Source organism: Sphingomonas sp. GlSt437, from assembly GCF_048015635.2.
In the GTDB taxonomy this organism is placed as follows: Bacteria; Pseudomonadota; Alphaproteobacteria; order Sphingomonadales; family Sphingomonadaceae; genus Sphingomonas.
Genome location: NZ_JBPGYA010000001.1, coordinates 68,984 through 81,328, shown reverse-complemented (window position 1 = coordinate 81,328; position 12,345 = coordinate 68,984). Strand labels below are relative to the sequence as shown.

The window sequence follows — 12,345 nt, the reverse complement described above, 5'->3', positions numbered from 1 at the left end:
ATGCGCCGCACAACGCTGGGCCTGCTGGCACTGATCAACGTGCTTGCCGCTGCGCCGTTGGCTGAGGCGCAGGTGGCGCCAGCGCCAGGCATACCGCAAGCGCCGAGCGCCAATCCCGACGCCGATATGCTCTCGGCGCAGATGCGCGTGTTGGCCGACAATCCGGAAAATCTCGATGCGCTGATCGCAGCAGGGCAGGCAGCAACGCGGCTCGGCGATTTGCCGGGAGCCGAGGCGTTCTTCCGCCGCGCCGGGCAAGTCGCGCCATCGGACCCGCGCCTGTTGGCTGCCAAAGCCGCGCTTGCGGTGCGCGAAGAACATCCCGGCGAAGCGCTTGGCCTGTTTGCGCAATCGGCGTCGCGCGGTGTCGCGCTCGATGACTATCTCGGCGACCGCGGCCTCGCTTATGATCTGGTCGGGGATCAGCCGCGCGCGCAGCAGGATTATCGCGCCGCCCTGAAGCTCGCGCCGAATGACGAGACGACGCGACGCCTGGCGCTCTCGCTGGCGATTGCGGGCAAGCGCGAGGCGGCGCTCGCTGCGCTCGATCCGCTTGTGCGCAAAAGCGATCGCGGTGCATGGCGGGTGCGCGCGTTCGTCCTGGCGATGACCGGCGATCCCGCCGGCGCCGAGCAGATCGCCAACGCGATGCTTTCGCCGGCGATGGCGAGCGGCCTCCAGCATTTCTTCTATGTGCTGCCGACGTTGACGCCCGTCGACAAGGCGTTTGCGGTGCATTTCGGCGAGCTGCGCGCGACGCCTGACCGGGTCGCCGATGCGCGGCTGGCGCCCGTGCTGCCGCCGCTGGTCGTTCCGGCAGAAGCGCCGCCGCGCGTTGCCGTCGCTGCGGTGCCGACGCCAGCAGCCAAGGGTCGGCGCAAGCGGGAGCGCGTCGCGCCGGTCGTGGTTGCGCCGCCGGTTCAGGTCGCCGCCGCGCCATTGCCACCACCGCCCAGGGAAGAAGTGGTGACGGTCGATACCAATGTGCCGCCGGCGCGCGAGGTGGCACTTGCTTCGCCGCCTCAGGTGAGCCGCCCGGTGCCGGCGCCGACCCCGGCGCCAGCCTATCCCACGCCTGCCCCGCAACCAGCGCCGAAAGTAACCCCGCCGCCGGTCGCCGTGGTCAGCGCACCCGCCGTCGTCAGTCCGCCAGTGGTGAAGCCGATCGAGACCAGGACCGTGACGGCAGCGACAGTCACGCCCGCGCCACCTCCGGCCTCGCCTCCGGTTGACCGTGGCACTCCCGAACGGCCGAGCGAGCACGTCGAGGTGACGGGCCAATCGATCGTCGCCCCGCCGGTAACGACTCCCCCGCCGGCGCCCGCGACCGCCGTTGCGCCGCCCCCGACGGTGCCGGTGCCCGCCGTTCCCACGCCGGTCGCGACGGCTAAGCCCGTGGAGCAACCCGCTGTCACCACATCTCGCCCGGTACGGAGCGATGATGCCTTGCTCGCCAATATCGTCGCTGGCTTGTCCGAGAAGCCCGCGCCGCGCGTCAAGAGCAAGCCGGCGCCGGCGCCCGATGCCGAGGCGACTAAGGAGCCTGCACCCCCGCGCGGCAAAAGTGCGGCCGCCGACAAAGAAGATTGTGCGCCGTTGAAATCCGCTCATGGCAAGAAACCAGCAACGCCCGCTCGCAAGGCGAAAGCCAGCTCAGCCTGCCCGGTCGACAAGGACGCCAAGCCGACCAAGAAGAAGGATGATCCGGCGAAAAAGGAACCGGCCCGCATCTGGGTCCAGGTCGCCGGCGGCGCCAATCATCGTGATTTGATCAAGGCATGGAATGCCGCCAAGGCCAAGGCACCGGCCGCGTTCAAAGGCCGCAAAGGCTGGACGACGCCGCTACGCGCCACCAATCGCGTGCTCACCGGCCCGTTCAAGACGCGCGACGATGCGCAGGACTTCGTCAACAGCGTCGCGAAATCGGGCATCTCGGCATTCGTGTTCGAAAGCGAGGCGGGGCAGAAGATCGATCCGCTGGACGCCAAGTGACCGCGCGCGCACCCTGGGCAGCGGATCCGGCGCGGTCGCGCGGGCGGCTCCATCGCGAAGAACCCGTCGGCAGTCGCGGCCCGCGCGATGCCTTCCAACGCGACCGCGATCGCATCATCCATTCGATCAGCTTCCGTCGGCTGCGCCACAAGACTCAGGTGTTCATGGCGCCCGATGGCGACCATTTCCGCGTGCGGATGACGCACAGCCTGGAAGTCGCGCAGATCGGCCGGACGATCGCGCGCGCGCTTGGTCTCAACGAGGATCTGACCGAGGCGTTGTGTCTCGCGCATGACATCGGCCACCCGCCCTTCGGCCATGCCGGCGAGCGCGCGCTGACTGAAGCGCTGGTGGGGCAGGGCGGCTTCGATCACAACGGCCATACGCTGCGCGCGCTGATGGACATGGAGCGCTGCTACCCGCGCTGGAACGGCCTGAACCTCAGCTGGGAAACGCTCGAAGGGCTCGCCAAGCACAACGGCCCGGTCGCAGCCCCCGGTTGGGCCTTGGCGGCGGCGGATGCGGCGTTCCCGCTGGATTTGAACCGTTATTCCTCGCTCGAAGCGCAGGTCGCGGCGATTGCCGACGATATCGCCTACGACAATCACGATATCGATGACGGCTTGCGCGCTGGCTTGCTCGATTTCGCCGAATTGCTGACCATCCCGTTCGTCGCGGAACTGTGGGGCGAGATCGAGCGCGCACATCCCGGCATTGAACCGCGTCGGCTGACCAGCGAGTTGGTCCGCACCCAGATTGGCGCGATGGTCACCGATGTGATCGCCGAAACGCAGCGACGGCTGACGGCTCGGAATATCACGAGCGCCGACGATGTCCGCGCCGCCGCCGAGCCGCTCGTCGGCTTTTCAGAGCCGATGCGCGAGCATGAGCGCACGCTCAAGCGGCTGATGTACGCCAAGCTTTACCACCATCCGCATCAGCTCGCGGCAGCGGAGATCGCGCATGGCATCGTCGCCGGGCTGTTCGCCGCTTATCGCGACGCGCCCGACCGGCTTCCCGATGACTGGCACAAGCGACTGCCCGAGAGCGACCCCTGGCGCAGTCGCCACATTGCCGATTTCATCGCCGGCATGACCGATCGCTACGCCATCGCGCGCTATCGCGAGGTGGTCGGCCCGCTCGATTTGCCCGAAGGCTTTTGACACCGCCGCCGTTAATCGGCTGAACATCCGGCGGCTGCCATTAAGGGTGGCGCCAGGGCAAGCTGATGAAAGGCATTGCGAGTGTCCGCTACCAGCATCGCGCTCAATCGTTTCGGCCTTGGCACGCGGCCCGATCAGCCGCTGCCCGAGGAGCCGCATCGCTGGCTGATTGCCCAGTTCGACCGGTTCGATCCGCGCCCCGCGCCGATCGCCGCACTGCCGGGCCGCGCCCAGATCGCGCAGGAGCTCGCCGATTATCTGGAGCGCAACAAGGCGTTCACCCAAGCGGCCAATGGTGGAACCCCGGCGCGGGTAACCATGGCGGCATCGACAGTGGCGATCACGCCCGTCATCCCCAAAGGCCCGACGGGGGGCCTAGACCTGTTGATGGCGGCAACCTCGGCGCCGCCGCCGCCGCCGCCCAAGCCCCCGGCTCCCGCACCCGGCGAAACGCCCGAACAGACCGCCAAGCAGGAGCTGCGGCGCTTTATCGGGCAGGAAAGCCGCAACAACTATGTCGCCGCGGTCGGCGCGCGCGGCCAGGTCGCTGTCGGCACCGACACGCCGTTCGTCGAGCGGATGGTGCATTTCTGGGCGAACCACTTCGCCGTCTCGGCCGACAAGCTGACGACGATTGGCATGGCCGGCCTGCTCGAATTCGAAGCGATCCGCCCGCATGTGCTCGCCACCTTCGGCCAGATGGTCAACGCGGTCGAGCGCCACCCGGCGATGCTGCTTTATCTCGATCAGGCGCAGTCGATCGGCCCTAATTCGATGGTCGGCGAACGCGCCGCCAATCGGCCCAATGGTCGCCGCCCTGGCCTGAACGAGAATCTCGCGCGCGAGATCATGGAGCTGCACACGCTCGGCGTGCGCACCGGTTATACGCAGGCCGACGTCACCGAATTCGCTCGCGCAATGACCGGCTGGAGCATTTCCGGCCTGGCGCGCGGGCCCTATGCCAAGCTCCTCGGCATCAACGACAATCCCGGCGAGTTCACCTTCGTCGATGCGACGCACGAGCCCGGCACGCGGACGATCATGGGCAAGCGCTATGGCCAGTCGGGCGAACGCCAGGCGCAGGCAGTGATCGACGATCTCGTCGCGCACCCGGCGACCGCGACGCACATCGCGACCAAGCTCGCCCGCCATTTCGCCGGCGATACACCGCCGCCCGCCTTGGTCGATCGGTTGCGCACCTGCTACCTGCAGACCGGCGGCCATCTCCCCGCGATGTACCGGGTACTGGTCGATGCGCCCGAGCTCTGGGTCGAGGTGCCGACCAAGTTCCGTTCGCCGTGGGAGTGGTCGGTTGCGTCGTTCCGGGCGCTGCAAGTGAAGGACGTGCCGGCGCAGCAATTTACCGGCATGGTGCAGCAGCTCGGCCAGCCCGTTTGGCGGCCCGGCTCGCCGGCGGGGTATGAAGACCTCAACGCGACCTGGGCCGGCGCTGACGCGGTGATGCGTCGCGTCGAGGCGGCCGAACGGATGGCGGCCAAGGCAGGCGCGACGGTCGATGCGCGCGCGCTGGCGAACAGGCTTTATCCCGGCGGCCTCAGCGCGGCCACCAAGCAGGCGATCGCGCAGGCCGATAGCCCGCAGCAGGCGCTGGCGCTGCTGTTAGTCTCTCCCGAAGCGATGCGGAGGTAATCATGCTCGATCGTCGTTCTTTCCTTGTCCGTGGTGGCGCCGCTACCCTGGCGCTAGGCCTTGCCCCCCGCATCGCCTTTGCCCGCGCGGCGACCGAGCGTCGCTTCGTCTTCATCATCCAGCGCGGCGCCGCCGATGGGCTGGGCACGCTGGCGCCAATGGGTGATCCCGCGTTCGCCGGCTTGCGCGGCCCGTTCGCGGACGATTTCGCCACCGGCGTCAAGCTCAACGGCATGTTCACGCTGCACCCCAATCTGGTGACGCTGAGCAATCTCTATCAGCAGCGCCAGGCGATTTTCGCGCACGCCGTTGCCTCGCCGTATCGCGATCGATCGCATTTCGATGGGCAGAATGTGCTCGAGACAGGGGCGGCGGCTGCCTTTCAAGTCAATGATGGCTGGATGAACCGGCTGCTCGGCCTGCTGCCCGCCGACGAGGCGCGGGCGATGGCGATTTCGGCGACGGTGCCGATGGCGCTGCGCGGGCCGCACGATGTCGATTCCTACGCGCCATCCAACTTGCCCCAGGCCAGCGACGACCTGATCCAGCGCGTGACGACGCTGTATGAGGGCGATACGCAGCTCCATGGCCTGTGGACCGAGGCGATGAGCACGCGCAGCCTCGCCGGCGATCTCACCGCGAACAACGGCCAGGGGGGCGCGTCGACTGGCGTGCTAGCCGCCAAGCTGCTCAGCCCGACGAACGGCGCGCGGATCGCGATGATCGAGACGGGCGGCTGGGACACGCATGCCGGCCAGCGCGGCCGGCTCGCGGCGCAGCTAAAGGGCCTGGACGGCCTGATCGCGTCGCTCAAGGATGGGCTGGGGCCGCTCTGGGCGAATACGCTGGTGGTCGTCGCGACTGAGTTCGGCCGCACCGCGGCAGTCAACGGCACCGGTGGCACCGATCACGGCACGGCATCGTGCGCCATGCTGCTCGGCGGCGCGGTGCGCGGCGGCCGCGTCTTGGCCGATTGGCCCGGGCTGGCTCAGGGCGCCTTATTCGAGGGCCGCGACTTGAAGCCGACGACGTCGCTTGACGGGCTGATCGGCGGCGCCGTTTCAAGCCACTTCGCGGTCGATCCCGGCCGGGTGATGCCGACTCTGTTCCCCGGCGCCACCAACGCGCGCGCGATCGAGGGGCTGGTCTAGTATCCAATCCTCCCCTGGAAGGGGAGGTGGCAGGCGTAGCCTGACGGAGGGGTAGCGGACCTCGCTGCACTTGGTTGCGGTGCGCAACCCAACCCCTCCACCATCGCTTTGCGATGGTCCCCCTCCCCTTGCAGGGGAGGATTTTTATTTCAACCGCGCCGGCGGGCTCTTGCCCAGCTCCATCAGCAGGCGCGTCAGCACGTACAGGCGCGGCGTCAAGCTCGGCAGCTCGATATATTCGCGCTCCGAATGGGCGTACCAGATGATCGGGCCGAGCCCGTCAAGCGCGGCGATGCCGCCTTCATAAGCCAGCGCCGATTCAGACGCGCCGCCATTGCCGCCATGCGGCAGCTTCAGGCCGATCTCCGCCGCGACGCGGTCGGCGGTCGCTGCCAGCGCATCGGTCGCCGGGTTGTTCGGCAGCGGCGGGAAGGACACATCGTGCGTCACGGTGACACGCGTGTCCGGGATCAGCGTGTTTTGCGCATTGCGGTCGAGCAGGGCAGTGACCTCCTCGCCCTGCGCCTTGGTGCGGACTCGAACGTTGATGATCGCTTGCGCGTCTTCCGGAATGATGTTGTAGCGCGATCCAGCCTTCAGGATCGTCAGGTTGGCGGTCACCCCATCGCCGGTCTTGGGCAGGCTATCGGCCAGCTGGAGCTGGTGGATCAACTCATAAGCGGCATTGCGACCGTTCTGGGGATCGACGCCGGCATGGGCCGGGCGGCCCTTGACTGAGATCGTGAAGCTCGTCGAGCCCTTGCGCCACACGGTGATCGCGCCGCCGGGCTGGCCGGGTTCCAGATTGAGTTCGACATCGGCCTCGCGCACCAGCTCGTCGATCAGCTTGCGCGTGCCGGGCGAGCCGCGTTCCTCGCTGGTTTCGACGAGGAACGTGATCGACTTATAATCGTGGAAGTTCAGTTGTTTGAGCAGGGTGAGCGCGGTGATCCCCTCGACCACGCCGCCTTTTTCGTCGCCGACACCGGGGCCGGTCGCGCGGTCGCCGTCGATGTGGAAGGGGCGCTGCGCGGCGGTGCCGGGCTCGAACACCGTGTCGATGTGGCCGATCATCAGGATACGGCCCTTGCCCTTGCCGCTGATCGTCGCGACGAGATTGTCGGGCAGGCCGGGCGCTTCGGCGGGTACCGTCCGCACCGTCAGGCCCAGCCCGCGCAGCCGCTCGGCGACGATTGCCTGCACCTTGGTGCCGCCGGCGACATCACCCGTGCCCGAGTCGATGTTGACCAGGGTTTCCAGGAGCTTGAGCTGTTCCGCGCGCGCCGCTTCCGCCGCTGCCATCACCGGATTGTTCTTGGCGGCAAGCGGCGCGGCGGCAGTGGCCAGCGCGAGGGCGGCGATACGGTGCAGCTTCATGAACATCCCCCGATTTTGGTTGCGGCGCTGGGCGTGCCGAGGCGCGGCGCGCGAGTCAAGCGGGCCTGAGCGCCGCTTTGCGATTGCGCCGATCATCGGCTAAGCGCCGCCACCATGACGCTGTACGCCCGCTTCGCCGCGCATCTCGATGCCGCGCTCGATCGCCTTGTTGCCGCTGGGGACCTGCCGGCCGGGCTCGATCGCGCCAACGTGACGGTCGAGCCGCCGCGCGACGCGAGCCATGGCGATCTCGCCACCAACGCCTCGATGGTGCTCGCCAAGCCGGCAAGCACAAATCCGCGCGCGCTTGCCGAGAAGATTGCGGCCGAGTTGCGCACGGTGGAGGGCGTCACCAACGTCGCGATCGCCGGACCGGGCTTCATCAACCTGACGCTCGCCGACGATGTCTGGCGGGGCGAGCTCAGCACCATCCTCGATGACGGCGACAATTATGGCCGCACGCCTGCCGGCTCGCGGCCGACGGTCAACGTCGAATATGTCTCCGCCAACCCGACCGGCCCGATGCATATGGGCCATTGTCGCGGCGCGGTAGTCGGCGATGCGCTTGCCAGCCTGCTCGAATTCGCCGGGCACAAGGTTATCCGCGAATATTATGTCAACGATGCGGGCGGGCAGGTCGATGTGCTCGCGCGATCGGTCCACCTTCGCTACCGTGAAGCTCTGGGCGAGGAGATTGGCGAGATTCCGTCGGGGCTTTACCCCGGCGATTATCTCGTGCCGGTCGGTGAAGCGTTGGCGGCGGAATTTGGCGATCGCTACGCGGCCGCGCCCGAGGATGAGTGGCTCGCGCTGTTCCGCACCCGCGCGGTCGCGGCGATGATCGAGCTGATCAAGGCCGATCTCGCCCTGCTCGGCATCCATCACGACCTGTTCTCGTCCGAGGCCGAGCTTCAGGCCGCCGGCAAGCCCGAAGCCGCCGAGGCCGAGTTGCGCGCGCGGGGGCTGGTCTATGATGGCGTGCTCGAAGCGCCCAAAGGCGAGACGCCCGAGGATTGGGAGCCGGTCGAGCTGCCGCTTTTTCGCTCGACCGAGTTCGGCGACGATCAGGACCGCCCGATCAAGAAATCGAACGGGCAATGGACCTATTTCGGCGCCGATCTCGCTTATCATTACCAGAAAGCGCAGTCGGCCGATCAGCTGATCGACATTTGGGGCGCGGACCATGCCGGCACGGTCAAGCGCATCCAGGCGGCGGTCGCGGCGCTAACCGGCGGCAAGATGCGCTTCGACGTCAAGCTCGTTCAGATGGTGCGGCTGCTCCGCGCCGGTGAGCCGGTGAAGATGTCGAAGCGCGCCGGCAATTTCGTGACGCTCGCCGATGTGGTGCGCGAGGTCGGCAAGGACGTCGTCCGCTTCACCATGCTGACGCGCAAGGCCGACGCGCAGATGGACTTCGATTTCGCCAAGGTCGTTGAAGCGTCGAAGGACAATCCGGTCTTTTACGTGCAATATGCCCATGCCCGAATCGCCTCGCTCGGCCGGCGCGCGGCGGAGGCGGGGTTGAGCGCCGATGCTGCCGATCTGTCCCGGCTTGATACGGAGGACCTGGCGCTGGTGAAGCTCGCCGCGCAGTTCCCGCGCGTGGTGGAAGGCGCGGCCGCGCAACGCGAGCCGCACCGGATTGCCTTTTATCTCTATGACTTGGCGGCAGCGTTCCACGCGCAATGGAATGTCGGCAATGATCGCCCCGATCGCCGTTTCTTGCTGCCCGATGACGCGGGGATGACAGCGGCGCGTCTTTTCCTCGCTCGTGCGATAGGGCAAATAATTCGTAACGGCCTTGCGATAATGGGTGTTGAGGCTGTTCAGGAGATGAATTGATGGCGACGTCGGGCGAGTTCGAGCTTGGCGACGAAGATCGGCTCCCCTGGCTGGAGACGGTTGACGAGGATTATTCGGCGGGGCCTTCGGTCTTCCGCACCGTCCTGTTCGTCTTGCTGAGCCTCGCGGTCGTCGGCGCGATCGTTTACGGCGTCTATTGGTATCAGCAGCATCACGCCAAACCCGGCTCCGGCGAACTCATCCAGGCGCAGGAAGGCGATTATAAGGTTCGCCCTGACGATCCTGGCGGGATGAAGGTCGAAGGCCAGGGCGATACCGCGTTCGCGACGAGCGAAGGCAAGACCGACGGCAACGCGCAGATCGACATGAAGGCAATGCCCGAGGCGCCGGTTGTGGCCCCGAAGAGCGCAGCGCCCACGGCGACGCCAAGCGCCAAGCCCGCCGACACCGCCAAACCCAAAGATCAGCCCAAGCCTGCCGTCACCCCGGCGTCGGGCGGCAAGGGCGCGGTGGTCCAGCTCGGCTCGTTCCCGAGCGAGGCGGAAGCCAACAAGGCCTGGGCCGCGCAGGCCAAGCGCTTTGCCTATCTGGCGCCGCTCGGCAAATCGGTCGAGCCGGCGATCGTCGGCGGTCGCACCGTCTTTCGCCTGCGCGTCAACGCGGGCAGTGCCGGCGCCGCGTCCGACCTGTGCGACAAGCTGAAGGTTGCCGGCGAGGCTTGTTTCATCCCCTGATGCTGGCTAGCGCCAGCGCATGAAGCCCGTCATCTTCGGCCTGGCCGGCCTGTCGCTCTCCGTTGATGAAGCGGCGTTCTTCCGCGAAGCCCAGCCGGTCGGGTTCATCCTGTTCCGGCGTAACATCGACAATCGCGAGCAGGTCCGCGCGCTGACCGATGCCGTGCGAGCGCTGATGGGCCGGGATGATGTGCCGATCCTGATCGATCAGGAAGGCGGCAAGGTTCAGCGGATGGCGCCGCCCGAATGGCCCGCGTTCCCTGCCGGGCCGGCGTTCGACCGGCTCTACGAGGTGGCGCCGATTTCCGCGATCGAGGCAGCGCGGGTGAATGCTCAAGCGATTGCGCTCACCTTGAGCGAGGTCGGCATCAATGTCGATTGCATGCCGCTGCTCGATGTCGCGCAACCCGACACGACCGAAGCGATTGGGTGCCGATTGTACGGCAGCGAGCCGATGCGCGTCGCGGCGATGGGACGAGCAGCGCTCGATGGCCTGCGGCGCGGCGGTGTCGTCGGTGTCGTCAAGCATTTGCCCGGTTATGGCCGTGCGGTCGTCGATCCGCACCACCATCTGCCCACTGTCGCCGCGCCGGCCGAGGATCTCCAAATCGACCTTGCCCCCTTCATCGCGCTCAAGGACGCGCCGATGGGGATGACCTCGCACATCATCTTCGAGGCCTGGGACAAAGAGCGCCCAGCGACGCTCTCGCCGATCATCGTCAACGACATCATCCGCCGGCGGATCGGCTTTGACGGGCTGCTGATGACCGACGACATCGACATGAAGGCGCTCTCCGGCAGCGCCGGCGACAAGGCGGCGGGCGCGATCGCGGCGGGGTGCGATCTGGTGCTCGATTGCTGGGCGCGGATGGACGAGATGGCGGATATCGCCAATCGGCTCGGCGAGATCGATGGGGCGGGTAAGGCTCGGCTCGATCGCGCGATGGCGACGATTGCCGGCAAGGCACCCGAAGGCGATCTCGCCGACCTCATCGCCAAGCGCGACGATCTGCTCGCGCTTGCAGGATAAGCAGCCGCTCTTGGCGCGCGCCGCCAATCGTGTAGCGTGGCTGGTCTCATGAACGACGCCGACGACACGCTGACGCTGGATATCGACGGGTGGGAAGGGCCGCTCGACTTGCTGCTTGCGCTGGCGCGGACGCAGAAGGTCGATTTGCGCGCGATTTCGATCCTCGCGCTGGTCGATCAGTATCTCGTCTATGTCGAGCAGGCGCGCGCGCTGAAGCTTGAAGTCGCCGCCGATTATCTGGTGATGGCGGCGTGGCTCGCCTACCTCAAATCGGCGCTGCTGCTGCCGCGCGACCCGGAGGTCGAGCCGAGCCCCGAGGAACTGGCGCTGCGCCTCCAGCTGCGGCTCGAGCGGCTGAACGCGATGCGCGAAGCAGGCGCGCGGCTGATGGCGCGTGACCGGCTGGGGCGCGATGTGTTCGCGCGTGGTGCGCCGGAAGGGCTGCGCACGGTGCGCAAGGCGGTGTGGCAGGCGGAGATTTATGACCTGATCGCGGCTTATGGCCGAGTCAGCGCGCGCACCCGGCCCGTGCTCCATGTCGTGTCGCGCCGACCAGTGATGACGCTTGAAGCCGCGATCGAGCGTGTTTCGCGCCTTGTCGGCAGCGCGGTCGACTGGACGACGATCGAGACTTTCCTCCCCGATGGCGCGGCGGGCGCGTTCCGCAAATCGGCGCTGGCATCGAGCTTTCTCGCCGCGCTGGAACTGGCGCGGCAAGGCAGGGTGGAACTCCGCCAGAAATCGCCCTTCGCGCCGCTGTACCTGAAGGCGCTCGCATGACGCCGCCCGACGATCTCGTCCGCGCGGTGGAAGCGCTGCTGTTCGCCGCCGGCGAGCCGCTGACGATCGATGCGATGCGCGCGCATCTCGGCGCCGAGGCGGATGTCCGCGGCGCGCTGGCGCAACTGGAAACCGATTATGCCGGGCGCGGCATCAGCCTCGTGCGGCGTGGCGAGCGCTGGCATTTCCAGACCGCGGCCGATCTCGCCCATCTGCTTCGCCGCGATCGCGAGGAGCCGCGCAAGCTGAGCCGCGCGGCGGTCGAGACGCTGGCGATCATCGCGTATCACGAGCCGGTCACCCGCGCCGAAATCGAGGCCATTCGCGGCGTGCAGATTTCCAAGGGCACGCTCGATGTGCTGATGGAAGCCGGCTGGGTGCGCCCCGCTGGCCGAAGGGAAGTACCCGGCCGGCCGTTGACTTATGCGACGACGGCGGAGTTTCTCGGCCATTTCGGCCTCGCCAGCCGGCGCGATTTGCCGGGGATTGACGACCTGCGCGCGGCGGGTTTGCTCGACCCGGTCGACCTCGCTTTGGAGCATGCCTTGCCCGACGCCGGTAACGATGCGGACGCCGATAACGTAAGAGAAGAGGCCGAGGACGACGCGGAGGTGGAAAACGCTGACGATCGGGTCTAAATAGGCAGTTCTTCTGGGAGTATTGGT

At 67.4% G+C, this 12,345-nt stretch carries 10 protein-coding genes; 9 read left to right on the top strand and 1 reads right to left on the bottom strand.

Annotated features, from left to right (window positions below):
• From ACLB0R_RS00385 to ACLB0R_RS00370, 4 genes are all read left to right on the top strand, one after another.
• The gene (locus ACLB0R_RS00385; protein WP_416641180.1) at nucleotides 1-1,992 is read left to right on the top strand and encodes a tetratricopeptide repeat protein; all 1,992 of its coding nucleotides are present in this window, start codon (nucleotides 1-3) and stop codon (nucleotides 1,990-1,992) included.
• On the top strand, nucleotides 1,989-3,155 hold the full coding sequence (locus tag ACLB0R_RS00380) for a deoxyguanosinetriphosphate triphosphohydrolase (RefSeq protein ID WP_416641179.1): 1,167 nt from the start codon (nucleotides 1,989-1,991) through the stop codon (nucleotides 3,153-3,155). Before ACLB0R_RS00385 ends, ACLB0R_RS00380 begins: the two co-directional genes overlap by 4 nt.
• Nucleotides 3,156-3,236: 81 nt before the next feature.
• A complete protein-coding gene (locus ACLB0R_RS00375) occupies nucleotides 3,237-4,805 on the top strand; it encodes a DUF1800 domain-containing protein (RefSeq protein ID WP_416641177.1) in 1,569 nt (522 codons plus the stop codon).
• Between the two features lie 2 nt (nucleotides 4,806-4,807).
• Nucleotides 4,808-5,956 (top strand): DUF1501 domain-containing protein, encoded by a 1,149-nt coding sequence (locus ACLB0R_RS00370; protein WP_416641176.1) that lies wholly within the window; start codon nucleotides 4,808-4,810, stop codon nucleotides 5,954-5,956.
• 144 nt (nucleotides 5,957-6,100) lie between these two features.
• Here the strand turns inward: ACLB0R_RS00370 and ACLB0R_RS00365 are convergent, their stop codons facing one another.
• The gene (locus tag ACLB0R_RS00365; RefSeq protein ID WP_416641174.1) at nucleotides 6,101-7,333 is read right to left on the bottom strand and encodes a glutamate carboxypeptidase; all 1,233 of its coding nucleotides are present in this window, start codon (nucleotides 7,331-7,333) and stop codon (nucleotides 6,101-6,103) included.
• Nucleotides 7,334-7,447: 114 nt separating this feature from the next.
• On the opposite strand from ACLB0R_RS00365, the gene argS reads away from it, so the two are divergent.
• The 5 genes from argS to scpB are packed head-to-tail and all read left to right on the top strand — an operon-like array spanning nucleotide 7,448 to nucleotide 12,318.
• Nucleotides 7,448-9,175, top strand: coding sequence for an arginine--tRNA ligase (argS, locus tag ACLB0R_RS00360; protein WP_416641172.1), 1,728 nt, complete (start codon nucleotides 7,448-7,450; stop codon nucleotides 9,173-9,175).
• Complete coding sequence (locus tag ACLB0R_RS00355) at nucleotides 9,175-9,870, top strand: SPOR domain-containing protein (protein ID WP_416641170.1); 696 nt, start codon at nucleotides 9,175-9,177, stop codon at nucleotides 9,868-9,870. Before argS ends, ACLB0R_RS00355 begins: the two co-directional genes overlap by 1 nt.
• 19 nt (nucleotides 9,871-9,889) lie before the next feature.
• Nucleotides 9,890-10,900: a glycoside hydrolase family 3 N-terminal domain-containing protein gene (locus ACLB0R_RS00350; protein ID WP_416641168.1), complete on the top strand. Its 1,011-nt coding sequence runs from the start codon at nucleotides 9,890-9,892 to the stop codon at nucleotides 10,898-10,900.
• A gap of 48 nt (nucleotides 10,901-10,948) precedes the next feature.
• Nucleotides 10,949-11,680, top strand: a complete 732-nt coding sequence (locus ACLB0R_RS00345) for a segregation and condensation protein A (RefSeq protein WP_416641167.1) — start codon at nucleotides 10,949-10,951, stop codon at nucleotides 11,678-11,680.
• On the top strand, nucleotides 11,677-12,318 hold the full coding sequence (gene scpB / locus ACLB0R_RS00340) for an SMC-Scp complex subunit ScpB (RefSeq protein WP_416641166.1): 642 nt from the start codon (nucleotides 11,677-11,679) through the stop codon (nucleotides 12,316-12,318). The genes ACLB0R_RS00345 and scpB overlap by 4 nt, the downstream gene beginning before the upstream one ends.
• Nucleotides 12,319-12,345: the final 27 nt, after the last annotated feature.

Coding starts and splice junctions, on each gene's coding strand:
- ACLB0R_RS00365 (WP_416641174.1), bottom strand. CDS start 7,333: ATGAAGCTGCACCGTATCGCCGCCCTCGCGCTGGCCACTGCCGCCGCG.
- argS (WP_416641172.1), top strand. CDS start 7,448: ATGACGCTGTACGCCCGCTTCGCCGCGCATCTCGATGCCGCGCTCGAT.
- ACLB0R_RS00385 (WP_416641180.1), top strand. CDS start 1: ATGCGCCGCACAACGCTGGGCCTGCTGGCACTGATCAACGTGCTTGCC.
- ACLB0R_RS00345 (WP_416641167.1), top strand. CDS start 10,949: ATGAACGACGCCGACGACACGCTGACGCTGGATATCGACGGGTGGGAA.
- ACLB0R_RS00350 (WP_416641168.1), top strand. CDS start 9,890: ATGAAGCCCGTCATCTTCGGCCTGGCCGGCCTGTCGCTCTCCGTTGAT.
- ACLB0R_RS00355 (WP_416641170.1), top strand. CDS start 9,175: ATGGCGACGTCGGGCGAGTTCGAGCTTGGCGACGAAGATCGGCTCCCC.
- scpB (WP_416641166.1), top strand. CDS start 11,677: ATGACGCCGCCCGACGATCTCGTCCGCGCGGTGGAAGCGCTGCTGTTC.
- ACLB0R_RS00370 (WP_416641176.1), top strand. CDS start 4,808: ATGCTCGATCGTCGTTCTTTCCTTGTCCGTGGTGGCGCCGCTACCCTG.